Annotated in this window: 28 protein-coding genes; 27 read left to right on the top strand and 1 reads right to left on the bottom strand. The window is 42.0% G+C overall.

From position 1 onward, the window contains the following. Window positions 1-36: 36 nt before the first annotated feature. The 25 genes from HMPREF2893_RS10655 to HMPREF2893_RS06585 all read left to right on the top strand — a co-directional run bounded on the left by HMPREF2893_RS10655 (window position 37) and on the right by HMPREF2893_RS06585 (window position 23,412). Window positions 37-1,428 (top strand): PASTA domain-containing protein, encoded by a 1,392-nt coding sequence (locus HMPREF2893_RS10655; RefSeq protein ID WP_083312238.1) that lies wholly within the window; start codon window positions 37-39, stop codon window positions 1,426-1,428. A gap of 380 nt (window positions 1,429-1,808) precedes the next feature. Continuing rightward, window positions 1,809-2,450: a TetR/AcrR family transcriptional regulator gene (locus HMPREF2893_RS06700; protein ID WP_070675181.1), complete on the top strand. Its 642-nt coding sequence runs from the start codon at window positions 1,809-1,811 to the stop codon at window positions 2,448-2,450. Beyond that, window positions 2,447-2,830 (top strand): hypothetical protein, encoded by a 384-nt coding sequence (locus HMPREF2893_RS06695; RefSeq protein WP_070675178.1) that lies wholly within the window; start codon window positions 2,447-2,449, stop codon window positions 2,828-2,830. The genes HMPREF2893_RS06700 and HMPREF2893_RS06695 overlap by 4 nt, the downstream gene beginning before the upstream one ends. 133 nt (window positions 2,831-2,963) lie before the next feature. Beyond that, window positions 2,964-4,007 (top strand): 2,3-butanediol dehydrogenase, encoded by a 1,044-nt coding sequence (locus HMPREF2893_RS06690; protein WP_049487948.1) that lies wholly within the window; start codon window positions 2,964-2,966, stop codon window positions 4,005-4,007. Between the two features lie 94 nt (window positions 4,008-4,101). Then, window positions 4,102-5,013 carry a DMT family transporter gene (locus tag HMPREF2893_RS06685; RefSeq protein WP_070675174.1) on the top strand — a complete coding sequence of 304 codons (912 nt, stop codon included), beginning with the start codon at window positions 4,102-4,104 and terminating at the stop codon, window positions 5,011-5,013. 154 nt (window positions 5,014-5,167) lie between these two features. Next, on the top strand, window positions 5,168-6,256 hold the full coding sequence (locus tag HMPREF2893_RS06680; RefSeq protein WP_070675171.1) for a DUF4352 domain-containing protein: 1,089 nt from the start codon (window positions 5,168-5,170) through the stop codon (window positions 6,254-6,256). Window positions 6,257-6,401: 145 nt separating this feature from the next. Then, complete coding sequence (locus HMPREF2893_RS06675) at window positions 6,402-7,547, top strand: amidohydrolase (protein WP_070675168.1); 1,146 nt, start codon at window positions 6,402-6,404, stop codon at window positions 7,545-7,547. A gap of 120 nt (window positions 7,548-7,667) precedes the next feature. Further along, entirely contained in the window at window positions 7,668-8,495 is an 828-nt protein-coding gene (locus tag HMPREF2893_RS06670; RefSeq protein ID WP_021153751.1) for an amino acid ABC transporter substrate-binding protein, read from the top strand. A 24-nt stretch (window positions 8,496-8,519) separates the two neighbouring features. Continuing rightward, complete coding sequence (locus HMPREF2893_RS06665) at window positions 8,520-9,383, top strand: MetQ/NlpA family ABC transporter substrate-binding protein (protein ID WP_049492388.1); 864 nt, start codon at window positions 8,520-8,522, stop codon at window positions 9,381-9,383. 72 nt (window positions 9,384-9,455) lie between these two features. Beyond that, window positions 9,456-10,829, top strand: a complete 1,374-nt coding sequence (locus HMPREF2893_RS06660) for a M20/M25/M40 family metallo-hydrolase (RefSeq protein ID WP_070675164.1) — start codon at window positions 9,456-9,458, stop codon at window positions 10,827-10,829. After that, on the top strand, window positions 10,822-11,889 hold the full coding sequence (locus HMPREF2893_RS06655) for a methionine ABC transporter ATP-binding protein (protein WP_070675161.1): 1,068 nt from the start codon (window positions 10,822-10,824) through the stop codon (window positions 11,887-11,889). Before HMPREF2893_RS06660 ends, HMPREF2893_RS06655 begins: the two co-directional genes overlap by 8 nt. Further along, window positions 11,886-12,578 (top strand): methionine ABC transporter permease, encoded by a 693-nt coding sequence (locus HMPREF2893_RS06650; protein ID WP_003008487.1) that lies wholly within the window; start codon window positions 11,886-11,888, stop codon window positions 12,576-12,578. The genes HMPREF2893_RS06655 and HMPREF2893_RS06650 overlap by 4 nt, the downstream gene beginning before the upstream one ends. A 12-nt stretch (window positions 12,579-12,590) precedes the next feature. Beyond that, window positions 12,591-13,187 carry an MptD family putative ECF transporter S component gene (locus HMPREF2893_RS06645; RefSeq protein ID WP_003008485.1) on the top strand — a complete coding sequence of 199 codons (597 nt, stop codon included), beginning with the start codon at window positions 12,591-12,593 and terminating at the stop codon, window positions 13,185-13,187. Then, window positions 13,177-14,025 carry an SAM hydrolase/SAM-dependent halogenase family protein gene (locus tag HMPREF2893_RS06640; protein WP_003008482.1) on the top strand — a complete coding sequence of 283 codons (849 nt, stop codon included), beginning with the start codon at window positions 13,177-13,179 and terminating at the stop codon, window positions 14,023-14,025. Before HMPREF2893_RS06645 ends, HMPREF2893_RS06640 begins: the two co-directional genes overlap by 11 nt. Before the next feature lie 14 nt (window positions 14,026-14,039). Further along, window positions 14,040-14,591 (top strand): ECF-type riboflavin transporter substrate-binding protein, encoded by a 552-nt coding sequence (locus tag HMPREF2893_RS06635; protein ID WP_070675158.1) that lies wholly within the window; start codon window positions 14,040-14,042, stop codon window positions 14,589-14,591. A gap of 294 nt (window positions 14,592-14,885) precedes the next feature. Beyond that, window positions 14,886-15,080 carry a helix-turn-helix transcriptional regulator gene (locus tag HMPREF2893_RS06630; RefSeq protein WP_003005328.1) on the top strand — a complete coding sequence of 65 codons (195 nt, stop codon included), beginning with the start codon at window positions 14,886-14,888 and terminating at the stop codon, window positions 15,078-15,080. Window positions 15,081-15,108: 28 nt separating this feature from the next. Further along, window positions 15,109-15,591: a DUF6773 family protein gene (locus HMPREF2893_RS06625; RefSeq protein WP_049492393.1), complete on the top strand. Its 483-nt coding sequence runs from the start codon at window positions 15,109-15,111 to the stop codon at window positions 15,589-15,591. Between the two features lie 10 nt (window positions 15,592-15,601). Beyond that, window positions 15,602-16,093: a DUF6773 family protein gene (locus HMPREF2893_RS06620; protein WP_070675155.1), complete on the top strand. Its 492-nt coding sequence runs from the start codon at window positions 15,602-15,604 to the stop codon at window positions 16,091-16,093. 151 nt (window positions 16,094-16,244) lie between these two features. After that, complete coding sequence (locus tag HMPREF2893_RS06615) at window positions 16,245-17,228, top strand: oxygen-dependent tRNA uridine(34) hydroxylase TrhO (RefSeq protein WP_070675148.1); 984 nt, start codon at window positions 16,245-16,247, stop codon at window positions 17,226-17,228. 99 nt (window positions 17,229-17,327) lie between these two features. After that, complete coding sequence (locus tag HMPREF2893_RS06610) at window positions 17,328-18,233, top strand: DUF4299 family protein (protein ID WP_070675145.1); 906 nt, start codon at window positions 17,328-17,330, stop codon at window positions 18,231-18,233. 156 nt (window positions 18,234-18,389) lie between these two features. Beyond that, entirely contained in the window at window positions 18,390-19,163 is a 774-nt protein-coding gene (locus tag HMPREF2893_RS06605) for a nucleoside phosphorylase (protein WP_070675142.1), read from the top strand. Further along, the gene (locus HMPREF2893_RS06600; protein ID WP_070595374.1) at window positions 19,164-20,867 is read left to right on the top strand and encodes an ABC transporter ATP-binding protein; all 1,704 of its coding nucleotides are present in this window, start codon (window positions 19,164-19,166) and stop codon (window positions 20,865-20,867) included. Next, window positions 20,839-21,669, top strand: a complete 831-nt coding sequence (locus HMPREF2893_RS06595) for an energy-coupling factor transporter transmembrane component T family protein (protein ID WP_070595372.1) — start codon at window positions 20,839-20,841, stop codon at window positions 21,667-21,669. The genes HMPREF2893_RS06600 and HMPREF2893_RS06595 overlap by 29 nt, the downstream gene beginning before the upstream one ends. Window positions 21,670-21,673: 4 nt before the next feature. After that, window positions 21,674-22,426, top strand: coding sequence for an SDR family oxidoreductase (locus HMPREF2893_RS06590; RefSeq protein WP_070595371.1), 753 nt, complete (start codon window positions 21,674-21,676; stop codon window positions 22,424-22,426). Between the two features lie 83 nt (window positions 22,427-22,509). Further along, complete coding sequence (locus HMPREF2893_RS06585; RefSeq protein ID WP_070595369.1) at window positions 22,510-23,412, top strand: carbohydrate kinase family protein; 903 nt, start codon at window positions 22,510-22,512, stop codon at window positions 23,410-23,412. Window positions 23,413-23,627: 215 nt separating this feature from the next. On the opposite strand, the gene rsmG is transcribed toward HMPREF2893_RS06585, so the two are convergent. Next, window positions 23,628-24,341: a 16S rRNA (guanine(527)-N(7))-methyltransferase RsmG gene (gene rsmG, locus HMPREF2893_RS06580; protein WP_070675139.1), complete on the bottom strand. Its 714-nt coding sequence runs from the start codon at window positions 24,339-24,341 to the stop codon at window positions 23,628-23,630. A gap of 70 nt (window positions 24,342-24,411) precedes the next feature. Between rsmG and HMPREF2893_RS06575 the strand changes: the two genes are divergently transcribed. Both HMPREF2893_RS06575 and htpX read left to right on the top strand, forming a co-directional pair. Beyond that, window positions 24,412-24,972 (top strand): LemA family protein, encoded by a 561-nt coding sequence (locus HMPREF2893_RS06575; protein WP_023918932.1) that lies wholly within the window; start codon window positions 24,412-24,414, stop codon window positions 24,970-24,972. A gap of 1 nt (window position 24,973) precedes the next feature. Beyond that, entirely contained in the window at window positions 24,974-25,870 is an 897-nt protein-coding gene (gene htpX / locus HMPREF2893_RS06570; protein WP_070675136.1) for a zinc metalloprotease HtpX, read from the top strand. The last annotated feature ends 2 nt before the right edge of the window (window positions 25,871-25,872 follow it).

The following is a 25,872-nucleotide window of genomic DNA, read 5'->3' as shown; positions in this document are numbered from 1 at the left end:
GAGTCAAGAAAATATCAATGCGAATTAGGAGAAAAAATGAGTAACTGGGAAAAAGATTATGAGGCAGCACAGAGGGAACAAGAGCGAAATCAAGAATTAAAGAGACACAATGATTTGTTAGATAGACACTCTATTCAGCAAAGATTAGCTTCAGAAGAAAAAAATAGACTTCTAGAGAATCAAGTTCGACAAACTGAAAAGCAAAATGAAATATTACAACAACAAGCAATTGCTGAGGAGAGACGGAGAGAGCAAGAACTCAAACAAAAACAGGAGCAATTTTATAAAGATAAAATATTTGAATTGAAAAAAATATGGGCTCAAGCTAAAGATAATAGTGAGCGTGATCGAATACAAATACTTCTCTCAGAAGTTGAGGGGGAATACGAGAAGTATAAGTTTGAGGAAGCTGAAAAAGAGAGAAAACTAGCTTTACAAGCTGAACGCTATAGGCAGGAAGAATTAATCAAACAAGAAGAAGAAAAAAAGAAACAACGAAGGAAAAGAATTATAAGTCTAGTTATTGGATTAGTCATTTTAATTCTAATGTTATGGCTTTTTTTACCAAAAAGTGGACGATATCAAAGACAAAATGATTCAGTATCTATTTCAAGAAAGTCGGAAAGTTCAAAAAAAGACAATAAAGGAAAATCGGATCTAGAAAAAAGCACAGATACTACAGTTGTTCCTAATCTCTCAGGGAAAACAGTAGCAGAAGCAAATGCAATCATTGAAAAGCAAAATTTAAAATTAGGAAAAGAACAAGAGGAATATAGCGATTCGATTGCAGAGGGGTATATTATAAAAACAAATCCAGTCACTGGTAGCAAAATAAAACGAGGAAATAAAATTAATTTGATCGTTTCAAAAGGACCAAACAGCTTTGAAATGCCAAATTACGTGGGCGAAACACGGGCAGCAGCTGAAGAGGATCTGAAAAACACTTATAAAGTATCGAGCAAAATGATCACCGTTGAAGAAGTTGAGACCTTTGATTATCCTGCAGGGACAGTTCTTGAACAAACCCCAGCTCCAGGAAAGCAATATTCTTTGAGTTCAAAGATCAAGATTGTTTTAAAAGTAGCAAAAGAAACAACTTCAATTGAAATGCCAAACTATGTTGGATCAACCTATGATTTTGCTAGAAGTAATTTGATTGAAATATATGGAATCAAAGAATCTAATATTAAAATCAGAAAAACTAACCATCTTCCTGATGGAGTATCCGTTTCTGCAGGTCAAATTGTCAGTCAAACTCCAGAAGTTTCGAGTACGGTGGATATTAACCGCACACGAATTGTATTGACCGTTTATGAACCAAATGAAGGTGGACAGAATAGAAATAGAGTAGAACCTAATGATAATTCTGATGATTCAAATTCAAAAGTTAACGATACTGGAAATTCTTCAAGTGGATATGATGATTAGCCATTAAATAACATTTAAGGGGAATGATTGGAAGAGACTGGGACAAAAGTCCTAGCCTCTCAATTATTTTTAGGTTGTCGAGCAAGACGCAGTGGTTGAGTGGGCTCTACTACGCTGATTTCATCAGCTTTTACAGCCCTACTTAACTGTGCAGAGGTGGGACGACGAAATCGAATTCTAACGAATTACCGATTTCTGTCCAACTCTCTCTTTTCTCACGGCGGAAAGTTTCAGTATATATTTACATTCTAACAGGCACCTTTTAGTGTCTGTTTTTACTTTTTTAAAAGGAATGAAAAATGGATTTTAATTGACAAAGTCTTCTGGATTTAATACAATAAAAAAACAGACTATTGGTCTGTTTTTTGGAGGAGAGTTACTTGAAACAAGAAATAAAATCAAAAAGAAGTAAAGATCAAATTATTCAAGCAGCCTTGTCCTTATTTTCAAATAAAGGCTATAAAGAAACAACGATGGCTGATTTAGTAACAGTGACAGGATTGTCAAAAGGGGCTGTTTACCATCACTTTAAAAGTAAAGAAGAGATTCTACAGCTCTTAATGGAGAAAGAAACGAACTCCCTCTCAACTTTTCTAGAAGAATTGTCAAAAAACGAAGGAGTTTCATCAACAGATCGCCTATTACAATTAGTTGATTATTTAATAGGCAATGAGAATATGAAACAACTTACGGGCATTGACTGGACACAAAAGATACCGTTCGGCTTGTTGTTTTCTTTAAAAAATACGGTAAATATACTTTCCAAATATGTAGGAATAATCATTCATCAGGGAAATGAGAGGGGCGAGTTTTCTTGTAAATATCCTTTAGAGACAGCTACAACACTATCTCTATTAATTGATGTGTGGCTTGATCCAACTATATCAGGTGAAGAAATGATCTCATTCTCACAAAAATTAGACTATATTGCATTTTATTTAAACAGTAGCGGTGTTCCTGTTTTAACAGAAAACAAGTGTCAAGAGATTAATCAGTTTTTTCTTAAAGGAGGAAGAAGATGAATCGGCTGTTAAGATTCTTATTTATTTTACTTATCATCTCTATGTCTGGAGCGATTATCTTCCAGCTATTCTTTCCATCCTATATGGGAAGTCATTCGGGATATGGTATTTCTGTCGGTTGGCAACGGGAGATTGGGATTTGGAATGTGGCGGTCCTTGTGATCCTGATTGCTGTCAATCTCAAATACGATTGGTTTTATCTTCGGACGGTTCTATTGGCTTTGATCCTAGGTGGGCTTGGGATCGGTACTAATCATCTCTTTAGTTATTTTCACTATCATCTGCCGGTCAATGGGATCGGTGCGCTTGAAAATTATCTCCTAGTCCTTGGTTGGATTGTTGGGTGGAGATTGGAATCTTCTCGTATCAAGAAGAAATAAGAAGGAGCAGTCAAAGGGCTGCTCTTTTTCATCTTCAGTTTTTCCTTGACAAGCAAAAAGAAAACGTTTACAATATGTTATATAAAGTTTCCTGAAAAGAAAACAAAAAACGTGAAAACAAGGAGATCATCATATGGCTACTATGAAAGCAGCTCGCTGGCATGCAGCAAAAGACGTTCGTATCGAGGAAGTGGAAGTACCTGAAGTACAACCACATCAAGTAAAAGTGGCAGTTAAGTTCACAGGGATCTGTGGTACGGACTTGCATGAATATTTGGATGGACCGATCTTCATCCCAACTGAAGAACATGTTTATTCTGGTCAAAAAGCACCGGTTACTTTGGGACATGAATTCTCCGGTGAGATTGTAGAAGTCGGAAGTGATGTGACTCGTGTCAAAGTTGGCGATCGTGTGACTATCGAACCAATTCTTGCAGAGCACAACTTAATTGGTGATTACAACCTCGATCCAAACTTGAACTTCGTCGGCCTCGCTGCAGATGGTGGTTTTGCTAAATATTGTGTTCTTGATGGTGATCTTGTCCATGTGATTCCAGATAGCTTGAGCTATGAACAAGCAGCTCTTACAGAACCTGCTGCGGTTGCTGTGTATGCCGTTCGTCAATCTGCTTTGAAAACTGGAGATACAGCTGTTATCTTTGGTTTGGGCCCAATTGGTCTTTTGATTGTTGAAGCCCTTCGTGCAGCAGGAGCATCAAAAATCTATGCGGTTGAATTGTCTCCTGAACGCCAAGCCAAAGCAGAAGAATTGGGAGCGATCGTTGTTCGTCCAGAAGAAGGAGAAACAGTCGTAGAAGCCATTCATCGTTTGACAGGTGGTGGAGCAGATGTTTCTTATGAAGTCACTGGAGTTCCAGTTGTTTTAGGCCAAGCCCTTGCAGCAGTTCATAAAGCTGGGGAATGTATGGTTGTATCTATCTGGGAACGTGAAGCGAGCATCAATCCAAATGAATTTGCTATCCAAGAAAAATCTCTCAAAGGAATTATTGCCTACCGTCATATCTTCCCTAAAGTGCTGGAATTGATGGAACAAGGCTACTTCTCTGCTGAAAAATTGGTTACCAAGAAAATTAAATTGGAAAATATCGTTGAAGAAGGATTTGTTGAATTAACACAAGATAAATCTCAAATCAAGATCTTGGTTCAACCTGAATAAGCGAATAAATTTATATGAAATATATGAGGCTGAAACGTTTCGTTTCGGCCTTTTATGATACAATAAAAGTAAGGAACAGATTTAGGAGGGGACTATGTCAAAGACGATGAAAGGAACACTCATGACCTTGATCGCTGGGATCGCTTGGGGCTTGTCAGGAGCCTGCGGCCAGTACCTGCTGGTTCATGGATTTACAGCAATTGGTTTGACAACGATTCGTTTAGTGTTTTCAGGGGCTGTACTACTGCTTCTTGCTTATCTAGCAGACCAGGAAAAAGTAAAGGCCTTTCTAAGAGACCGCTCGTCCTACCTTCCCTTGCTCTTATTTGCTTTTTTAGGGTTGTTAATGACCCAATTGACTTATCTAGAAGCGATTGATGCGACTAATGCAGGTACGGCAACTGTTTTTCAATATCTCTGTCCCATTGTAGTTTTGGCCTATTCTTGTGTTAAGGACCGAGTAGCTCCGACAGTATCTGAAATCTTTTCGATGGTCTTAGCGATCGCAGGGACCTTTCTCATTGCAACCCATGGTCAACTCAATCAATTAGCCATCACTCCTAAAGGACTAGTTTGGGGACTGGTTTCTGCCTTTGCCTATGCCCTCTACATTATTCTGCCTATTCAATTAATTCAAAAATGGGGCAGTATGTTGGTGATTGGTATCGGTATGCTGATTCCAGGACTTGTGATGATTCCCTTCACAGGAAGAAGACTCTTTCATGGCCAATATAGCATGGATAATCTAATGGGCTTAGTTGGCTTAGTGGTGATTGGGACCATATTTGCCTATACGGTCTTTTTGAAAGGGACAACTCTGATTGGACCGGTCAAAGGTAGCCTTCTTGCAGCTATTGAGCCTATTTCAGCTGTATTCTTTGCTTTTGCCATTATGAATGAACATTTCTTTGCCATTGATTTTATAGGAATGGCCATGATCCTCCTTGCAGTTCTCTTGGTTTCCCTCAAGGATTTCATGATTCAAAAAGAAAAAGGAATCTTGTAAAACCAAAACCAATCATATTTTAGTTAAAAGGTTGAGACGAAGGTCTTGGCCTTTTTGTAATCCTCGCCCTCTGAGGGAGAGTTATCACTATATAGCGTATACATCGCTAGAAAAAGATGTTAAAATAGAACAAAACTTTTTTAAGGAGATGAGGATGAAAAAGATTTTTAAATGGATCCTATTTGCTGTAGCGACCTTGAGTTTAGCGGCTTGTGGAATCAGTGCTCAAAAGACAAATTCGCAGCAAGCAAAGACAGAAAAAGCAGCGAAAACTTCCGCATCTGACGGTCAAGTAGAGGTGAGCCTAAAAGGAGGGCAATACATCAAGCCACCTGTCCTCAATGACTCAGAAGACGGCACTTATTTGGCCCTTCAATTGGAATTTAAGAATGTTGCCAAAGAATCTATCAACGTGTCAGATTCAGATATCACTATTTACGATGCGGATAATAACAAGGTCAAATTGCAGTCAGGAATTTATGACCACAGTGAAGCCTTCCAACTGCTCAAGAGTGATCAGTTGGCCCAGGATAAAAAATTAACCGGCTATATCGTTTTTCCAGTCGAAAAAGGCAAGAAGTACGAAGTGCAGTATGAACGAAAAACCTATAGCTCTGATAAAAAATCCAAACCTCTAAAATTTGCGGTGAATTCTTCTCAGTATGAGGACAAGGTGGAAGCTTCCACTATTCTAGCAGATGAATACATCAATCAAGTTTACTTCAGTGGCCAACGAAAGGTCAAAAAGGATGATGCTTTTGTTTTGGGAACTGATTTGAAAAAGGAAGCCAGTGATTTCCGTGCGAAATTTGCGGCTGACTTCACTCGCAAACTACATGATTACCAATTCCCTGAAGAAGAAGTGACCCAGTTTATCGATGCTTATGAAAAGGAAAATGCTAAGCGTGCGAAATTAACCTATAAGGTCAAACAATACTTCCCAGACAAGGTAGTCATTAGCCTGAATCCTGAGACAGTCAGCATGGAAAAGACGATCTTAAACCACATGCAGACCTTCTATCAAGAACATCGAAAAGACTATCCAGGTATCATCGAGGCGAATCAGGCTCAAAATAAAGCCTATAGAGAGGAAATGATGGCTTCTCTTGCAGATCGTCCCTTGACGACGCCGGATCGGTATGACTACCAGTTGACCTTTGTTAAGAAAGATGGCAAATGGGAAGTAGAAAAAGCCTACAATAGTGATAGCTTTATGGAAAAATTCGAGGGAAATCTTTCTTAATGCTGAAGTTGGCACTCCTAGGACATGAATCTAGGAGTGTTTTTGTCTATAGCTTTAAACTATATCAAAATCCAAGAAACAGGAATTAGACGGAAACACCTATTAGTGATAAAATAATTTTAAGTTCGAAAGGAGATGAAGGCTTGTGTCTTTTTCTTATGAAGAGTTAGCAGAGATTCGCCACTATATCCACCAACACCCAGAATTGTCTGGTCAAGAATACCAGACAACCGCCTTTCTAAAGGAACGTTTAGAAGAGTTGGGGATTCGTATTTTAGAGAGTGGATTAAAAACGGGTCTGATTGCAGAAATTGGGTCCGGCCAACCGGTGGTGGCACTTCGAGCAGATATCGATGCCCTTCCAATTTTGGAACAAACGAATCTGCCCTACCAAAGTCAGAATCCAGGAGTCATGCATGCATGTGGCCATGATTTTCATCAAACCAGTCTTCTAGGAGCAGCAGCTCTTCTCAAGGAAAAAGAAGACCAGCTTGAAGGAACCGTACGCTTGATCTTTCAGCCCGCAGAAGAAATCTCAGAAGGTGCTTCTGATGTTTTAGCAACGGGACTGTTGGAGGATGTTCAAGGAATTATTGGTTTTCACAACATTCCCCAGCTAAAAGCAGGGCAACTTGCCTTGAATGCTGGAGCTATGATGGCAGGGGTTGAGAAATTCAAGGTTACCGTGACAGGGGTTAGTAGTCATGCTGCAAGACCAGATTTGGGGGTTGACACTGTAACGGCCGTCACAACCATGGTTCAGAACTTACAATTATTAATTTCACGGACCGTTTCTCCCTTTGAAACAGCTGTTTTGTCCATTACGCACCTGGATGTGGGCTCAACCTGGAATGTGCTTCCAAAATCAGGCTATTTTGAAGGAACCATTCGTTCCTTTAATCCGAGTGTGCAAAGAGACTTGAAGGCACATTTTATTTCTATCATTCGACACATTGCAGAAAGTCTGGAAGTAGATGTGGCTTTTGAGTGGGGTGTGACCCCGCCCGTTACCTTTAATGATGAGGAATTGACGCAGGTGGTTTGGGAAGCTTCACAAGGTTTGGCTGAAGTGATTCCAGCAAATCCTTCTACTGCTGGAGAAGACTTCGCCTTTTACCAAGAGCGAATTCCTGGAGTCTTTGCCTTTATCGGTTCGAATGGAGAGCCGGATGCGCCAGACCTCCATCATGATCACATGACCATCGATGATGCAGCCTTTGAGGTATCGGTTCCCTATTATGTTGAAAATGCGCAAGCTTTATTGCGATATTTTAAGGCCAAAGAAGTGTGATAAAGAAAAACTATCACCTCCATAAAAAATATATATTAGGCAAGTAAATGCTTTTTTGATAAAATTAAAAAATACTTTTAAAATGGCGTTTTATGTGCCTGAAACGAATAAGGAGATCCTATGAATCTAAAAAAAGTGATTAAGTATTCTGCTTTAGGATTAGTTGCAGTCCTTGCAACCAGTGCTTTAGTAGCATGTTCATCTGGTAAATCAGCCAGTGGTAAGAAAACCATTGAAGTTGGGACTGTTGGAACAACCAAACCATTCTCTTACGAAGAAAAAGACGGCAAGCTAACCGGTTATGAAATCGAAGTTTTGCGTGAAATCTTCAAAGGTTCAGACAAATATGAAGTAAACTTTAACAAAACAGAGTGGTCTTCAGTCTTTGCTGGCTTAGATAGTGACCGTTTCCAAATCGGTGCCAACAACATTAGTTACTCAAAAGAGCGGGAAGAAAAATACCTCTATCCAAATCCATATGCTCGTAATCCATTAGTGTTGGTCGTACCAAAAGATTCTTCTATTAAATCGTTGGATGACATTGGTGGCAAGAAAACAGAAGTTGTTCAAGGAACATCTACTGCTAAACAATTAGAAGATTACAATAAAAAACATTCAGATAATCCAACTAACTTGCAATACACAGATGGAACCATTCAAACCATCATGGCTAATTTAGCGGATGGTCGTACAGATTACAAGATCTTCGAACGGATCTCAGTAGATACTATCATTCGTGATCAAGGCTATGACAACTTGAAGGTTATCGAGCTTCCAAGCGACCAACAACCTTATGTGTATCCAATTATTGCAAAAGAAGATAAAGACCTTCAAAAATTTGTCAACAAACGTATCAAGGAACTCTATGACAATGGAACCCTTGAAAAACTGTCTAAAAAATACTTTGGTGGAGTTTATCTACCAGAAGCAAAAGATATTAAAGAATAATATATAATTAAAGGAGACTTCAAAATGAAATTGAAAAAAATTCTTGGTTTAACAGCTCTTGCAGCTATTGCAACATTTGCTCTTGCAGCATGTGGTTCTTCAAAATCATCTAGCAAAGATGGTGAAACAACTGTAAAAGTGGGTGTTATGACTTTGAGCGACACTGAAAAAGCTCGTTGGGATCAAGTTCAAAAGAACTTGGATGACGCTAAAACAGGAATCAAATTGGAATTCACTCAATTTACAGACTACTCACAACCAAACGTGGCTGTAAAAGATGGTAGCGTGGATATCAATGCTTTCCAACACTACAACTTCCTTGATAACTGGAACTCTAAAAACGACAATGCCCTTGTTGCAGTAGCAGATACGTACATCGCTCCAATCCGTCTTTACTCTGGTACAGAAAACGGTAAAAACAAATACACTTCAATTAAAGAAATTCCTAAAGGTGGAACAATCGCTGTACCAAATGACCCAACAAATGAAAGCCGTGCCTTGTATGTCTTGCAATCAGCTGGTTTGATTAAATTGGATACCAAAGATGGTCAATTGGCAAACGTGTCAAACATCAAAGAAAATTCAAAAGATTTGAAGATTTCTGAATTGGATGCTTCACAAACACCATCTGCTCTTCCATCAGTAGATGCTGCAGTCATCAATAATACCTTCGTTCGTGAAGCAGGCGTTGATTTCAAAAAAGCTATCTATGTTGAAAAGAAAGACAACAACTCAAAACAATGGTACAACGTGATCGCTGCTAAGAAAGATTGGGAAAAATCTGATAAAGCAAAAGCAATCAAAGAAATCATCAAAGCCTATCACAAAGACAATGTGAAGAAAGTGATCGAAGAATCTTCAGAAGGAATGGACCAACCAGTCTTCTAAGATTTGATCTCAAGTGTATGAAGGAGGTGGAGAAGCAATTCTCTACCTCTTATCGTGTATTAGGAGGAATGCATGCCTTTTGCCACAGAAGCGGAACAAATCCGTAAATTTGAAAATGATGAGGTCGCACAACATTATTTTGAAGTGTTGCGAACATTGATTTCAAAAAAATCCATCTTTGCCCAACAAGTTGGTCTCAAGGAAGTGGCCAACTATTTGGGGGAAATTTTTACAGCTGCAGGAGCCAAAGTCGAAGTTGATGATAGCTATACAGCTCCTTTTGTGATTGCCAAATTTTTCTCGCCAAATCCTGAAGCCAAAACCATCATTTTTTATAACCACTATGATACGGTACCAGCTGATGGAGACCAACCTTGGACGGGAGACCCCTTCACCTTATCGGTCCATTATGGAACCATGTACGGTCGAGGGGTTGATGATGATAAGGGGCATATCACAGCTCGTCTCACAGCTCTTCGAAAATACATTCGTGAAAGTGGCGATTTGCCAGTCAATATCACCTTTATTATCGAAGGGGCAGAGGAGTCTGCATCGACTGACTTGGATAAATACTTGGCCAAACATAAGAAACACTTGCGTGGGGCAGACCTCTTAGTGTGGGAACAAGGTACCCGAAATAATCAGGGTCAGTTGGAAATTTCCGGTGGTAGCAAAGGGATCGTCACATTTGATATGGTGGTGAAGAGTGCAGAAGTGGATATCCATTCCAGCTATGGTGGCGTGGTGGACTCTGCTTCTTGGTATTTGTTAAATGCCATCGCCAGTCTTCGTGACAAAGAAGGCCGAATCTTGGTGGATGGGATTTATGATCAGATCCAAGAACCCAATGAACGCGAACTAGCTTTGATCGAGCAATATGCCAACAAAGGACCAGAAGATGTAGCGGAAACCTATGGTCTAACCCTTCCAATCTTGAAGGAAGATCGAAAAGAATTCCTGCGCCGTTTCTATTTTGAACCAGCCCTGAATATTGAAGGCTTTGGCTCTGGTTACCAAGGCCAAGGTGTTAAAACGATTCTTCCGGCAGAGGCACGTGCCAAGATGGAGGTGCGTTTGGTTCCTGGACTGGATCCCAAGGATGTCTTAGAAAAGATCAAGCAACAATTGAAGAAGAACGGTTATGATCAGGTCGAATTGGTCTATACTCTCGGTGAAATGAGTTACCGAAGTGATATGAGTGCCCCATCGATTTTAAATGTCATTCGGCTGGCCAAAGACTTCTATAGAGAAGGAGTTTCTGTTCTTCCAACAACAGCGGGAACAGGGCCAATGCATACGGTATTTGAGGCTTTGCAGGTGCCGATGGCAGCCTTTGGAATTGGCAATGCTAATAGCCGTGATCATGGGGGCGACGAAAATGTGAAAATTGCCGATTATTACACCCATATTGAATTGATAAAGGAGTTAATAGTAAGTTATGAGTAAAGCAATGATTCAGCTGGACCACATTGATGTGACCTTCCAGCAAAAGAAACGTCAGATCCAAGCCGTCAAAGATGTGACCATTCATATTAATGAAGGCGATATCTATGGGATTGTAGGGTATTCCGGAGCCGGAAAATCGACCTTGGTTCGGGTGATCAATCTCTTGCAAGTACCTAGTGCCGGAACAATCACTGTGGATGGGGATGTGATTTATCAAGATCAGGTGACCCTAAAACCGGCTGCCCTTCGGGAGAAACGTCGGGATATCGGAATGATTTTCCAACACTTCAACTTGATGGCTCAAATGACTGTTGCAGAAAATGTAGCCTTTGCTCTTAAACATTCTAAATTAAACAAAGAACAAAAGAATGAGAAAGTGGCGAAATTGTTGGAATTGGTTGGTCTAGCTGACCGTGCAGAAAATTACCCAGCCCAATTGTCTGGTGGTCAAAAGCAGCGGGTAGCGATTGCGCGTGCCCTTGCCAATGATCCAAAGATTTTGATCTCAGATGAGTCAACTTCCGCCCTGGATCCAAAGACGACCAAACAAATTCTAGCTCTGTTGCAAGAATTGAACAAGAAACTTGGTTTAACCATTGTCTTGATCACCCATGAGATGCAAATTGTCAAAGATATTGCCAACCGGGTAGCAGTCATGCAAAATGGCGAGCTGATTGAAGAAGGGTCTGTGTTAGATATCTTCTCGAATCCGAAAAATGCTTTGACGCAAGACTTTATCACAGTTGCAACAGGAATCGATGAAGCCATGGTGAAAATCAATCAACAAGCGATTGTGAAGAACTTGCCAGATGACTCGATTTTAGCGCATCTCAAGTATGCGGGTTCTGTGACAGATACAGCTATCATCAATGATATTTACAAGCAGTACCAAGTATCTGCCAACATTTTATTTGGGAACATCGAGATCCTTGATAACACGCCTGTTGGAGAATTGGTGGTCATCTTATCAGGTGAAAATCAAAATCTGGAAACGGCCAAAGCTGAGTTAGAAAATGCAGGAGTTTCCGTGACTATTGTGAAAGATGGGAGAAAAGCATGATCCAGTTAATTCAAACATATTTACCAAATGTCTATAAATTAGGGTGGTCTGGCCAGTATGGATGGGGAACCGCTATTTACTTGACTCTTTACATGACCGTTATTTCCTTCATTATTGGTGGATTTTTAGGTTTGGTGACAGGACTTTTGTTAGTCTTGACCCGTCCAGGTGGTGTCATCGAAAATAGAATCGTTTTCCAAATTTTGGATAAAATTACTTCCTTGTTCCGCGCCATTCCTTTCATTATCTTGTTGGCCTTTATTAATCCTTTGACCTACTTGCTCTTGAAAAATACCATCGGTCCTACAGCGGCCCTTGTTCCGCTATCCTTGGCTGTCTTTCCTTTCTTTGCCCGCCAAGTCCAAGTAGTCTTGTCAGAATTGGATGGAGGCGTGATTGAAGCAGCACAAGCCAGTGGGGCAACCTTCTGGGATATTGTTGGTGTCTACCTTCGTGAAGGGCTTCCTGATTTGATCCGTGTAACAACAGTGACCATCATTTCCTTGATTGGAGAAACCGCCATGGCGGGTGCCGTTGGTGCTGGAGGATTAGGAACCTTGGCCATCAACTACGGGAAAAACATGTTTAACAATGATGTCATCTTTGTGGCGACCTTATTGATCCTGATTCTTATCGTTCTGGTCCAATTTATCGGGGACTTCCTTTCGAAGAAAATTAGCCACCGTTAGGATCAGTATCCAATGAATAGAATAAATGTGAATCAAATAAAACAAGTTGGAGCCTTCACTTTCCTCTATTTTCTTGCGATTGGACTGGGGGTCTTAGTTGGAAATCTGGTCGATCATCAAGGAAATATGTTTTATGCTCCTGCCTTTTCAGCCTTGTTTGGCGGGATGATCTACCGCTATTATCTAGAAAAAATAAAAGGAGTTGGATCTATCTTTATAGTTGGCTGCGTGATTGGATCCTTCTTCCTCTTTTCGCGTCATGGTGCAGGGGCCTTTATTCCAGCCTTGATCGCCGGAAGTTTTGCGGAAATGGTCGCCTCAAGTGGTCGTTTTCGCTCGAATTTACGAAATGCCTTGTCTTTTGTCATTTTTGCCTTTGCGACGACAGGGCCCATTCTTATGATGTGGTTCTATCCAGCCAGTTACCGCATGTCGTTACTGGATCGTGGTAAATCGATAGACTATGTCAATCGGGTGATGGTATCACCAGATCTAGCGACCATCACTTGGTTTGTCCTCACGGTCATATTGGGTGCTGGATTAGGATGGGGACTATCGAACTTCCTTCTTCCATTATTGGACAAAAAAGGAGATAAAGATGCACAATAATTTACTAGTTCTTCAGTCAGACTTTGGTTTGGTGGATGGAGCAGTATCCGCTATGATTGGGGTTGCTTTAGAAGAATCGCCAACCCTTAAAATTCACCACTTAACTCATGATATTACCCCCTACAATATCTTTGAAGGGAGTTACCGTCTCTTTCAGACAGTAGATTACTGGCCAGAAGGGACGACCTTTGTTTCGGTGGTCGATCCTGGTGTCGGTTCCAAACGAAAGAGTGTCGTAGCTAAAACGGCGAAAAATCAATACATTGTCACTCCGGATAATGGCACTCTCTCTTTTATCAAGAAACATGTAGGGATTGTTGCTATCCGTGAGATTTCAGAGGTGAAGAATCGTCGAGCCAATACAGAGTTTTCTTATACCTTCCATGGCCGTGATGTCTACGCCTATACAGGAGCTAAGTTGGCCAGTGGCCATATTAGTTTTGAAGACGTCGGACCAGAACTCAGTGTCGAACATATTGTGGAAATCCCAGTGGTTGAGACGGTTCTTGAGGACAATCTTGTTAAAGGTGCAGTCGACATTCTAGATGTGCGCTTTGGTTCTCTTTGGACTTCCATTACTCGGGAAGAGTTCAATCATTTGGCACCCGAATTTGGGGAACGTTTTGAAGTGACCATCTATAACAATGACATGCTGGTTTACCAAAACCAAGTAACCTACGGTAAGTCTTTCGCCGACGTGCGAATTGGACAGCCAATCCTTTATATCAATTCCCTTTACCGTGTTGGTCTTGCCATCAACCAGGGATCCTTTGCCAAGGCCTATAATGTAGGAGTTGGGGCTTCTTGGCATATCGAGATTAGAAAAATGGAAAATTAATAGGAGATATCAGAATGAAACAGAAATCATTATTTTCAATTAAAGATGTAGTAGCTATTGGGGTTGGAGCAGCCCTCTTTGTCGTGATTGCTATGTTGCAAATCCCTGCACCTGCACCGAATACGAGCATTCAGTTGCAATATGCCCTTCAAGCTCTCTTTAGTGTAGTTTTTGGTCCGATTGTCGGTTTCTTAATCGGCTTGATTGGTCATGCCATTAAGGATGCTATGTCAGGTGGTCTTTGGTGGACTTGGATCATTTCAAGTGGTTTGTTTGGACTTTTTGTTGGTTTCTTCCGCAAACAAATCGGTGAATTCAAAGGGGAAGTGACAAAGAAAGAATTAATTGTCTTTAACATCGTTCAAATCGTATCCAACCTTGTGATCTGGGGCTTGATTGCTCCGGTTGGAGATGTCTTGATCTACAAGGAAAGTGTCAATAAAGTCTTCCTACAAGGTGTTGTTGCGGGTTCTTTTAATGCATTAACAGTAGCTGTTGCAGGTTCTCTTCTCTTGATCGCTTATGCACGGACTCAAACAAAAGATGGAAGTTTGACCAAAGATTAAATGTACAGAAGATAAGAGAGTGGGACAGAAATCGGTAATTCGTTAGAATTCGATTTCGTCGTCCCACCTCCGCACAGTTGAGTAGGGCTGTAAAAGCTGATGAAATCGGCGTAGTAGAGCCCACTCAACCACTGCGTCTTGCTCGACAATCCAAAGACAATTGAGAGGCTAGGACTTTTTTCCAGCCTCTTTTTTTGTTTTGTAAAAAATATTTTTTACAAAATGCAAGATATATATTGCAAAATAGAAAATATAGTGTATAATAGAGCTATAAAAATAAGAAAGGAAAAGCCTGTGGCGAAAAATCTCAAATTAAAAATGGCCCGGGTCGAGCATGATATGACCCAGGGGGATCTTGCAGATGCCATTGGAGTGACGCGCCAGACCATCGGTCTGATTGAGGCGGGAAAGTATAACCCAACCCTCAGTCTCTGCCTTGCCATCTGTAAGACCTTGGATAAGACGCTGGATCAACTGTTCTGGGAGTAACAGTTTTAATAATAGAAAGAGGAAGAATATGAAACAAAAGAAAGAACCAATTGTAAAAGATGAACGGACTATGCTACTTGATGGAAAAATCGCAGGAGAACTTGTCCTTGGCATGACCTGCTTTATTGCCCTATCTGCCTTTGTGAAGTCCAGTATCCTGGACTTAGACCTAGTCGCTTATCTCCCTGAGATGTTCCTTCTGATTGCCATGGGGGCTTATGCTCTGCTAAGAAGGATCAGTTCAGGGATTGATATCCGAGATGTGTTAGAAAAAGATAGCTGGTTGAGTCGCCTTGGGTCAGGTCTAGTCTTTGCTGTGCTGATGATAGCCATGGATGTGATTGGAAAACGAGAGGCAACGAGCTTTATCTTGAGTCCCAAGTATCTGATCAAAATTTTATTAGAAATCATCGTTTTTGCCATCCTGACAGATCTGCTTGAAAAACCACTTGCTCTTATCAATCGGAAAAAACAAGAGAAGATCGAGGCAGAGTTAGAGGATGAAGAATAAGGAGAAAGCAATGAGATTACAATTGCTGAACAAACAAATCATAGATGAACGAGAAGAAGGCTTGGCACATAAGGCTGGTGCTGAGACGGCTGGTTTTCTTTTCCTTGCCTTAACTGTATTTAGTGTGGGATCCATTTTTACATCTAAGGTGGGGCTCAGTCCAATCATGGTGGTAGCCTTACTCATCGTCTCAGGATTGTATTACTCTGTTCGTTGTCAACGATTGGGTGTGAGATTTATCAGTTATAGCTATCTAAATGTGACGGGAATTGTAGCAGTAACCTCTATTCTCTCCTTGTTCATCTGGGCTCAAAATTTTCAATTAAACCAAGCTGTCTATCAGTCCAATCCCTTCCATTCAAAATTTTTGCTGGTGCTTCCTATCACATTTCTCCTGAATCTTCCGATTGTATGGGGGATGAATACCCTTGTGATGCTTTTTGCAAAAGTTGAGAAAAAACGCTATGAAGCCTATCTGGATCAGATGGAAAAGGAAGAGTAGGAAAGTTGGAACCTTGGTGTCGTCGTGTAAAAGTCTGGAAACCCAGGCTTTTATTTTTCAGTCAAATAAATTGCATTCGTTTTCTTGGGAGAGTATACTGGTATAGTTGAATGAAAAATTCTGATAATTTAATCTTAGAAAAGAGAATGACATGGCAAAACCTATTCGTGTATTACTTTACTATAAATATGTTCCCATCGAAAACGCAGAACAATTTGCGGCTGATCACTTGGCTTTTTGTAAATCAATCGGCCTTAAAGGTCGTATCCTAGTCGCTGACGAAGGGATTAACGGAACCGTTTCTGGTGACTATGAAACAACGCAAAAATACATGGACTACGTTCACAGCCTTCCAGGGATGGAAGACCTCTGGTTCAAGATCGATGAGGAAGAAGAGCAAGCCTTCAAGAAGATGTTTGTACGTTATAAGAAAGAGATTGTCCACCTTGGTTTAGAAGATGATAATTTCGATAATGACATCAATCCTCTTGAAACGACAGGTGCTTATTTGTCTCCAAAAGAGTTTAAAGAAGCTCTTCTCGACGAAGATACCGTTGTCCTTGATACTCGGAATGACTACGAGTACGATCTTGGTCACTTCCGTGGGGCTATTCGTCCAGACATCCGCAATTTCCGAGAATTGCCACAATGGGTCCGTGATAACAAGGAAAAATTCATGGACAAGCGTGTTGTCGTCTACTGTACTGGTGGAGTCCGTTGTGAGAAATTCTCGGGTTGGATGGTGCGTGAAGGCTACAAAGATGTCGGTCAATTGCACGGCGGAATTGCAACCTACGGGAAAGACCCAGAAGTTCAAGGCGAACTGTGGGATGGGAAAATGTACGTCTTTGACGAGCGGATTGCAGTCGATGTCAACCATGTCGATCCAAGCGTTGTCGGAAAAGACTGGTTTGATGGAACACCATGCGAACGCTATGTCAACTGTGGAAATCCTTTCTGTAACCGTCGCATCTTGACCTCAGAAGAAAACGAAGACAAGTACCTCCGTGGCTGCTCACATGAGTGCCGAGTTCATCCTCGCAATCGCTATGTAGAAGAACACAACTTGTCACAAGCAGAAGTTCGTGAGCGTTTAGAGGTTATCGGTGAGACGCTTGATGGAGCACCTGCATAATGGAAACAAACAGTCTGAAAGCTCAGGCTGTTTTTATATGGAAATTGATTGAAAATTGTGCTATACTTTAGGTAAGCGATTTCACAAAGGAGAAAACAAATGAGTATCGTGTTTTCAATCAAAAATAAAAAGAGCTTATTTGGCTATCAGAAAGTACTCGCAGCACAGGAAGTTCTTAAATTAGTAGAAGGGTTAACAACCTACAACTATGATCCTGCCACCCTTCATCGTCCCTTAAATGATTTTGAAGGCTTGAACTGTATCGTATTTGGTAAGAGCGGTCTTCCTCTGCAGTTACGCTATTTTGATGAGGAAGAGTCTTATCAGATTCAGGTGCCCTCTTTTGCGATAGAAGAAGATTGGCAGTTGGCCCTTCGATGGATCAGTCGCCTAGGAGAAGTATTAGGAACGGAGATTGTGGCCAGTGACGGCGTAAGCTATACTCCAGATTCTGTTTTCCATTTTGATTATGAAGTCGTTATCCTAGAAACGCTGGGTAATGTGACGAAAGAAAAAGATCTAAAAGAGTTTGAAGTACAAGGCTTCGCTCATCCAGTCTATTTGGATCGGGATACAGTGCAGGAAGTCTTGAACCATGTCCATCCACTAGAAGCCTACTCTGCCTTTATCAAGAAGATTCAATATAGTGCAGCTTATTTCAGTCAAGTCCGTTTTTATCAACAGGAGGAGACAGGAGCATTTTTAGCTAGCTATAGCTTGACAGAAGATACGGATACGGTCTTGCCAAGCGTGCCACATGTTCCTGCAGAATATGTAGAAATTGTGGGCTTAGCGGGTATCATTGATTGGCAAGTTCTTTTGGTTGCGATCGATGGAGATCCGGATAAGCCAGAAAATTACCATCCAATTGGCTCTCTTGCTCTGAAGAATCTATTGGCAACGCTAGAGCCAGATGAATTCCAGCTGCTAGATGCTAGTCAAATTGAAATCAAAAAATTGTCCAAAGAACGGTTGCTAGAATTAGCGCAATTGGAAAACAAGTAACAATATCGAAGTGAACTGTCCCTCCGACGTTTGATCCGAAAAATCTAACGTCTGGGAGCAGTTCTTTTTTATACTCCTTCCTTTGATCAAAAACCAATGACTAGGCTAATTGTGGTATAATAGGGGCCTAGAAGTAGAATGAAAGAGGTGCACGAAATGCTGTTAGAAGAATTTGATGCCAATCGACAGGCGATTATCAATCCACAAGACTTACACCAACCAATTGAAGGATTTCCCAAAGTAGTCATCTCTTGCTTTTCAAGAGTAACTTTTGCGCGCCTCCTTGAGAATTATGACCATGAGGTCATTGCAAGAACCTCCATGGCTAATTTTGAAGTCTTGGTCTATGGGATCACTATCGGAGACCAACAGATTGGTGCCTTTAATGCACCAGTTGGGGCTGCTTCTTGTGTGGGGATTATAGAGGACCTGATTCAATTTGGGATGGAAAAACTCGTTCTTTTTGGGACTTGTGGGATTTTAGATCGAGATATCGAAGCAACATCCATCATCATTCCAACAGCTGCTCTTCGCGACGAGGGGACCAGTTACCACTATCTTCCAGCTAGTGATGAAGTGGAAGTAAACAAGAAAACCCTCCCTCTCTTCCAAGCCTTTCTGGATAGTCACAAGGTTTCTTATCAGTCAGGAAAAGTGTGGACGACAGATGCACCCTACCGGGAAACCATCGACAAGATGAAGCGACGAAAGGAAGCGGGAGCCATCTGTGTGGATATGGAATGTTCGGCAGTGGCCGCCTTAGCAGCTTATAGAGGCTTTGAGCTCTGTCATTTCTTCTACGCAGCTGACCACCTCTCGGAAGAAAAATGGGATATCCGAACCTTATCTAGTCATGAGGATTTAGATAGCAAGGATCGAATCGCGGAGTTAGCCATCCAATTTGCGCTCTTTTGGGAAAAGGCAAACTAAATGAAAGAAGCAATGATTGAACTGAAGGATTTTTCCTTCCAATACAAGGCACAGTCTGAACCAACCTTAAAAAATCTCAACTTAACCATTTATAAGGGGGAAAAGGTTCTGATTGTTGGGCCATCCGGTTCTGGCAAGTCAACCATTGGCCAGTGTCTAAATGGGATTATCCCCAATATCTATAAGGGAACCAGTAGTGGGCAATTCCTCATTCAGGGGAAAGAAGCCTTTGATCTCAGTATTTATGAGAAATCTCATTTGGTCAGTACGGTTTTGCAAGATACAGACGGCCAGTTTATCGGTTTGAGTGTCGCAGAAGACTTGGCTTTTGCCCTTGAAAATGACATGGTGGATCTGGGAACGATGAAAGAGCGTGTGCAGAGTTGGGCAGAACGCTTAGATTTGATGAAACTCTTGGATCATCGGCCACAAGATTTGTCCGGTGGGCAAAAACAGCGAGTGAGCTTAGCAGGTGTTCTGATTGACGAAAGTCCGATCCTGCTCTTTGATGAGCCACTGGCTAATCTAGATCCCAAGTCGGGTCAGGATATTATTGATCTGATCGATCAGATTCATGAAGAACAGGGGACGACCACCATTATTATCGAACACCGTTTAGAGGATGTACTCTACCGTCCTGTCGATCGGGTTATCTTGATCAATCAAGGACAAGTTCTCTTTAATGGTCGACCCGATGAGTTGTTGAGAACGACACTGCTGGCTGAAAATGGGATTCGAGAACCCCTCTATTTAACAACTCTTCGCCAGCTTGGGCAGGATATCGATCAATTGGAGCATCTAGATCGTCTAGAAGATATCGAGCTTACTGGTGTGAATCGTTCCATTCCAGAAGCGACCTTTACTAAAACGGGTGAAGCAGAAGAACTATTGAAGTTGGAGCAGATTTCCTTTGCCTATCAAGAAAATCATCCAATCTTAAAAAATATTTCCCTCAGTATACCCAAGGGGCAGCGCTTAGCGATTGTCGGGAAGAATGGGGCAGGGAAATCAACTCTTGCGAAAGCCATCTGTGGATTCATTACCACAGAAGGGCAATACACCTCTAGAGGTGAAGATATCAAGCAGGAGAGTGTCAAGGAACGGGCTGAGCGAGTCGGCTATGTCCTGCAAAACCCCAATCAAATGATTTCGACCAATATGATTTTTGACGAAGTTGCTCTAGGTTTGCGCTTGCGGGGTGTCGCTGAAGAAGACATCAAAGAGCGTGTCTATCAAGCACTGAAAACTTGTGGCCTCTATGAGTTTCGTAAATGGCCGATTTCTGCCCTCTCATATGGGCAAAAGAAACGAGTGACCATTGCCTCTATACTAGTTTTAGGACCAGAAATTTTGGTCTTGGACGAGCCGACAGCAGGTCAGGACCAACGCAATTACACTGACATCATGGAATTTCTAGATAGCTTGCAAGAAAAAGGCCATACCATTGTCATGATTACCCATGATATGCAGCTGATGTTGGATTATTCTGATCGTGCCCTTGTAGTATCAGACGGACAAATTCTAGCAGATCTCCCACCTGCAGAGCTGTTCACTCATCCGGATATTTTACAAGAGGCTAATCTCAAAGAGACTTCGATTTTTGCCTTAGCCAATCGATTAGGAATGGATCCCTTGGCGCTAACGCAGTTTTATATGCAACAGAAAGGAGCAGGTCATGAATCATCGATTAGTCGGCTACCATGAGGGGACGAGTTTTCTTCATCGCCTTTCAGGTGCGAGTAAGTTACTCTTTCTTCTTTTTGTATCTCTTGCGGCCATGTTGAGTTATGATACCCGGCTCCTTCTAGGAATTGGTGTGGGCGCCTTACTGTTATTCTCTACAGCTCGTATTCGATTTCGGGATATTTCATTTGTACTTGCATTTGCTCTTGTTTTTGCACTGTTAAATGTTGTCATGGTCTATCTCTTTGCCCCTCAGTATGGTGTAGAGATCTACGGGGCAAAGACGGTACTGATGAAGGGGTGGGGCTCCTATAGTATCACCTCGCAGGAACTCTTTTATCTTTTTAATCTAGCTCTTAAGTATGTCTGTACCATACCTCTAGCCTTGATTTTTTTGATGACGACCCATCCTAGTCAGTTTGCTTCAAGCCTCAACCAAATTGGCGTATCCTACAAGATTGCCTATTCTGTCAGCTTGACTCTGCGTTACATTCCTGACGTACAAGAAGAATATCAAACGATTAAATTGTCTCAGGAAGCCAGAGGGGTGGAGTTGTCCAAAAAGGCCAAGCTGATCCAGCGGATCAAAGGCAATTTACAAATCATCTCTCCCTTAATCTTTAGCTCACTTGAGCGGATTGATAGTATTTCTACAGCCATGGAATTACGTCGCTTTGGTAAAAATAAAAAGCGGACCTGGTATTCTCATCAAGCCATGGAAATGAAAGATTATGGGATGATTCTATCAGCCTTGGCTGTTCTGGTTTTGAGTATTGTCCTGATCTTTGTCAATCAAGGACGTTTTTACAATCCATGGAGGTAATGACATGTCAGAAACGATTTTAGTAACAGGAGCTTCAGCTGGTTTTGGTCAAGCGATTTGCCGTCGCTTAGTAGCAGATGGATACCGTGTGATCGGATCAGCTAGACGCATCGATAAATTACAGGCACTTCAAGAAGAGCTGGGAGAAGCCTTTTATCCCCTGCAAATGGATGTGACGGATCTTTCTCAGGTAGATCATGCACTTGCCAGTTTGCCAAAAGATTGGGAGAAAGTGGATGTTTTGGTCAATAATGCTGGCTTGGCTCTAGGCCTCGCCCCAGCTTATGAAGCAGAGGTCGCAGACTGGCTGACCATGATTCAGACCAATATTGTTGGTTTGACCTATCTGACAAGGAAAATCTTGCCCCAGATGGTGGAACGAAATGATGGCTATATTATCAATTTGGGCTCTACAGCAGGAACTGTGCCTTATCCAGGGGCCAATGTTTACGGGGCATCCAAGGCTTTTGTCAAGCAATTCTCCCTCAATCTTCGGGCTGATCTAGCTGGCAAGAAGATTCGTGTCAGCAATATTGAACCCGGTCTTTGTGAAGGGACAGAATTCTCTTCTGTTCGCTTTAAAGGAGACGAGAAACGGGTAGAAGCCCTCTATCGAGGTGCCCATGCCATTCAGCCGGAAGACATTGCCAACACCGTAGCTTGGTTGATCCAACAGCCCAAGCATGTCAATGTCAATCGGATTGAAATCATGCCGGTTTCCCAAACCTTTGGCCCTCAACCTGTTTATCGTGACTAAAAAGAGAAGCAACCACTCCACATGGGGTTGGTTGTTTTTTATCTTTCCTCTGGTATAATAGAAGGCAAAGTAAGGAGAAAAAGATGACAGCTGCCTTAATTATTGGTTCTACAGTTTGTGATGTGATGATTTACTTGGATCGTTTGCCGAGTCGTGAAGGAGATGCCCATATTGATCACCAGCAATGGTCTGTGGGAGGTTGTGCCTTTAATGTCGTTAATATCCTTCATTTTTTGTCGCAACCCTACCAGTTTGTCTCGCCAGTCGGTTCTGGGATGTATGGTGATTTTATTCGGAGAGAGTTGAAACAATTAGGGATTTCCTCTAACATCTCATTAGAAGGGGACAATGGTTGCTGTTACTGCTTTGTAGAGTCTGATGGTGAGAGGACCTTCTTATCGGATCACGGAGTGGAGTACAGCTTTCAAGCAGAGTGGCTAAAAGAGCTCGAGACAGATCGGTTTGATTACATCTACTTATGTGGCCTTGAAGTCGAGGAGCCAACCGGTCTTGCATTGGTCCAGTCTGTTTCGCAACTAGAAGGTCAGGTGATTTTTGCACCAGGGCCACGCGGACTCTTGATTCCAAAGGATCGACTGGAAGCAATTTATGATCTGCATCCAATTCTCCATGTTAATGAAGCTGAAGCACTGGCTTTTTCAGGGTGTAGAGAGATCCAGCCAGCCATCGAACACTTGTATCAGAGAACGGGACAATTAGTCATTGTCACCTTGGGTGAAAACGGAGCGGTTGCCTATGATGGCAACTGGTATGAAGCAGACGGTTTTCCAACAGAAGTTGTCGATACAGTAGGTGCTGGAGATAGCCATGTGGGAGCCTTTATATCCGCTCGTTTAGAAGGTTTAGATATGACGCAAGCCTTAAGATTTGCTAACAAAGTCTCTAGCCAGATTGTTGCAAGTAAGGGCGTTCATCTGACAAAAGAGCAACAAGAAGCCCTGCGAACAGAATTGAAACAAAAATAAAAAAGAGAGTGGGACAGAAATCGGTAATTCGTTAGAATTCGATTTCGTCGTCCCACCTCCGCACAGTTGAGTAGGGCTGTAAAAGCTGATGAAATCAGCGTAGTAGAGCCCACTCAACCACTGCGTCTTGCTCGACAATCCAAAAACTATTGAGAGGCTAGGACTTTTGTCCCAGCCTCTTATTTGACTTTATCCGCTTGGCCCTTTGTATCTTACTACAATGGCCGCTTATTGGGCATGCCTGCTTTTCTTGGATATTTATTAGGGGTTTCTTTTTTCTTTTCGACAACAGTGATATAGCGTGGATCCCCATTTGGCAATTCATACTGTAGATTGTCTCCAACCTTACTAAAGAGCAGGTTGAGGGCGTTTTTGGCTTCTTCCAACTCTTCTGGAGCATTGCTAGCCTTGAGAGCAAAAAGACGTCCTCCTACTTTCAGGTAAGGAATGGTCAGTTCAGAGAGGACCTGCATGCGGGCAACAGCGCGGGCAGTTACGATATCAAATTGGGCACGAAAGGCCTTGTCTTGCGCAAAGTCCTCCGCACGTCCATGGTAGAAATGAACTCCGCGCAAACCCAACTCTTCAGCCAGCAAGTGGAGAAAATTGATCCGCTTATTAAGGGAATCAATGATGGTCACATCCAGCTCAGGGAAAAGGATCTTCATGGGTAGGCTGGGAAAGCCAGCGCCAGCTCCGATATCCAGGAGACGGATGGGTTGGTTTTCGATCAGGCCCTGTAAAATGGGTGCGATCGAATCATAAAAATGCTTGAGATAGACTTCGTCTTTTTCGGTGATGGCGGTGAGATTAATCTTTTCATTCCATTCCACGAGGAGCTCGAAATAGCGTTCGTATTGCTCTTTTTGACGATCAGTTAATGGAAAGCCGAGATCGGCTAAACGGACATAAAATTCTTCTGGTTTCATGCTATTATTTTACCACAAAATAAGGGAAATTTGATATACTGGTAGAAAGAAATGAAAGGAATTCAATAAAATGATTTGGATTATTCTTGGGATCATTGTGGTCCTTGTGTTGATTGTAGTAGGAGTTTACAACGGTTTGGTGAAAAGCCGCATGCAAACTCGTGAAGCATGGAGTCAAATTGATGTGCAATTGAAACGTCGGAATGACTTGATTCCAAACTTGATCGAAACCGTTAAAGGCTATGCCAAGTACGAAGGAGATACACTAGCAAAAGTGACTCAACTTCGCCAACAAGTAGCGCAAGCTTCTTCACCTGCAGAAGCAATGGCGGCCAGCGATGCTCTTTCCCGTCAAGTAGCCGGCATCTTTGCGGTGGCTGAAAATTACCCAGACTTGAAAGCCAACACCAACTTCATGCAATTGCAAGAAGAATTGACCAACACAGAAAACAAAATTTCTTATGCTCGTCAATTGTACAATAGTGTCACAAGCAATTACAATGTCAAGTTGGAAACTTTCCCAACAAACGTAATTGCTGGAATGTTCGGCTTCAGACAAGCTGAATTCCTTCAAGTGCCTGAAGAAGAAAAAGCAGTACCAAAGGTGGACTTTAGCGGATTAGGAGACTAATATGCTCTTTGACCAAATTGCAAGCAATAAAAGGAGAACCTGGATTCTCCTTATTGCTTTTTTCATACTCTTAGCTCTTATCGGAGCAGCCGTTGGTTACCTCTGGTTAGGCTCCTCCCTTGGTGGCGTCATCCTAGCTTTGATTATTGGTGGAATCTATGCCTTTAGCATGATTTTTCAATCCACCGAAGTTGTCATGCGGATGAATGGGGCGCGTGAGGTAACGGAAGAGCAAGCCCCTCAACTCTACCATATTGTACAAGATATGGCTATGGTAGCCCAGATCCCCATGCCTCGGGTCTATATTGTAGATGATCCTTCTATGAATGCATTTGCGACAGGGTCTAATCCTCAAAATGCTGCTGTTGCAGCAACGACAGGTCTTCTAGCTGTGATGAACCGTGAGGAATTGGAGGGAGTCATCGGACACGAAGTCAGCCATATTCGCAATTACGATATTCGCATCTCTACGATTGCAGTTGCCCTTGCTAGTGCCATCACCATGCTTTCTAGCATTGGTGGTCGGATGATGTGGTGGGGCGGTGGCCGTAGCCGGGACGATGATCGAGAAGGTAGCGGTGGTTTGGAGATTGTTATTTTGATCCTTTCCTTGCTTGCCATCGTTTTAGCACCATTAGCAGCGACCCTGGTCCAGTTAGCCATCTCTCGTCAACGGGAGTTCCTAGCAGACGCTTCAAGTGTTGAATTGACGCGGAATCCTCAAGGGATGATCAATGCTTTGTTAAAACTAGAAAATAGCGAACCAATGCAACGACATGTCGATGATGCGAGCAGTGCTCTTTTTATCAACGATCCTAAAAAAGAATCCGGATTGCAAAAACTCTTTTATACCCACCCACCCATTGCTGAGCGGGTGGCTCGCCTAAGAAAAATGTAAAA

The sequence above is a fragment of the Streptococcus sp. HMSC072C09 genome, assembly GCF_001813105.1.
Taxonomy (GTDB): Bacteria; Bacillota; Bacilli; order Lactobacillales; family Streptococcaceae; genus Streptococcus.
This window is presented reverse-complemented; position numbering and strand designations above follow the sequence as displayed.

Coding starts and splice junctions, on each gene's coding strand:
- HMPREF2893_RS10655 (WP_083312238.1), top strand. CDS start 37: ATGAGTAACTGGGAAAAAGATTATGAGGCAGCACAGAGGGAACAAGAG.
- HMPREF2893_RS06695 (WP_070675178.1), top strand. CDS start 2,447: ATGAATCGGCTGTTAAGATTCTTATTTATTTTACTTATCATCTCTATG.
- HMPREF2893_RS06690 (WP_049487948.1), top strand. CDS start 2,964: ATGGCTACTATGAAAGCAGCTCGCTGGCATGCAGCAAAAGACGTTCGT.
- HMPREF2893_RS06685 (WP_070675174.1), top strand. CDS start 4,102: ATGTCAAAGACGATGAAAGGAACACTCATGACCTTGATCGCTGGGATC.
- HMPREF2893_RS06680 (WP_070675171.1), top strand. CDS start 5,168: ATGAAAAAGATTTTTAAATGGATCCTATTTGCTGTAGCGACCTTGAGT.
- HMPREF2893_RS06670 (WP_021153751.1), top strand. CDS start 7,668: ATGAATCTAAAAAAAGTGATTAAGTATTCTGCTTTAGGATTAGTTGCA.
- HMPREF2893_RS06665 (WP_049492388.1), top strand. CDS start 8,520: ATGAAATTGAAAAAAATTCTTGGTTTAACAGCTCTTGCAGCTATTGCA.
- HMPREF2893_RS06660 (WP_070675164.1), top strand. CDS start 9,456: ATGCCTTTTGCCACAGAAGCGGAACAAATCCGTAAATTTGAAAATGAT.
- HMPREF2893_RS06655 (WP_070675161.1), top strand. CDS start 10,822: ATGAGTAAAGCAATGATTCAGCTGGACCACATTGATGTGACCTTCCAG.
- HMPREF2893_RS06650 (WP_003008487.1), top strand. CDS start 11,886: ATGATCCAGTTAATTCAAACATATTTACCAAATGTCTATAAATTAGGG.
- HMPREF2893_RS06645 (WP_003008485.1), top strand. CDS start 12,591: ATGAATAGAATAAATGTGAATCAAATAAAACAAGTTGGAGCCTTCACT.
- HMPREF2893_RS06640 (WP_003008482.1), top strand. CDS start 13,177: ATGCACAATAATTTACTAGTTCTTCAGTCAGACTTTGGTTTGGTGGAT.
- HMPREF2893_RS06635 (WP_070675158.1), top strand. CDS start 14,040: ATGAAACAGAAATCATTATTTTCAATTAAAGATGTAGTAGCTATTGGG.
- HMPREF2893_RS06625 (WP_049492393.1), top strand. CDS start 15,109: ATGAAACAAAAGAAAGAACCAATTGTAAAAGATGAACGGACTATGCTA.
- HMPREF2893_RS06620 (WP_070675155.1), top strand. CDS start 15,602: ATGAGATTACAATTGCTGAACAAACAAATCATAGATGAACGAGAAGAA.
- HMPREF2893_RS06615 (WP_070675148.1), top strand. CDS start 16,245: ATGGCAAAACCTATTCGTGTATTACTTTACTATAAATATGTTCCCATC.
- HMPREF2893_RS06610 (WP_070675145.1), top strand. CDS start 17,328: ATGAGTATCGTGTTTTCAATCAAAAATAAAAAGAGCTTATTTGGCTAT.
- HMPREF2893_RS06605 (WP_070675142.1), top strand. CDS start 18,390: ATGCTGTTAGAAGAATTTGATGCCAATCGACAGGCGATTATCAATCCA.
- HMPREF2893_RS06600 (WP_070595374.1), top strand. CDS start 19,164: ATGAAAGAAGCAATGATTGAACTGAAGGATTTTTCCTTCCAATACAAG.
- HMPREF2893_RS06595 (WP_070595372.1), top strand. CDS start 20,839: ATGAATCATCGATTAGTCGGCTACCATGAGGGGACGAGTTTTCTTCAT.
- HMPREF2893_RS06590 (WP_070595371.1), top strand. CDS start 21,674: ATGTCAGAAACGATTTTAGTAACAGGAGCTTCAGCTGGTTTTGGTCAA.
- HMPREF2893_RS06585 (WP_070595369.1), top strand. CDS start 22,510: ATGACAGCTGCCTTAATTATTGGTTCTACAGTTTGTGATGTGATGATT.
- rsmG (WP_070675139.1), bottom strand. CDS start 24,341: ATGAAACCAGAAGAATTTTATGTCCGTTTAGCCGATCTCGGCTTTCCA.
- HMPREF2893_RS06575 (WP_023918932.1), top strand. CDS start 24,412: ATGATTTGGATTATTCTTGGGATCATTGTGGTCCTTGTGTTGATTGTA.
- htpX (WP_070675136.1), top strand. CDS start 24,974: ATGCTCTTTGACCAAATTGCAAGCAATAAAAGGAGAACCTGGATTCTC.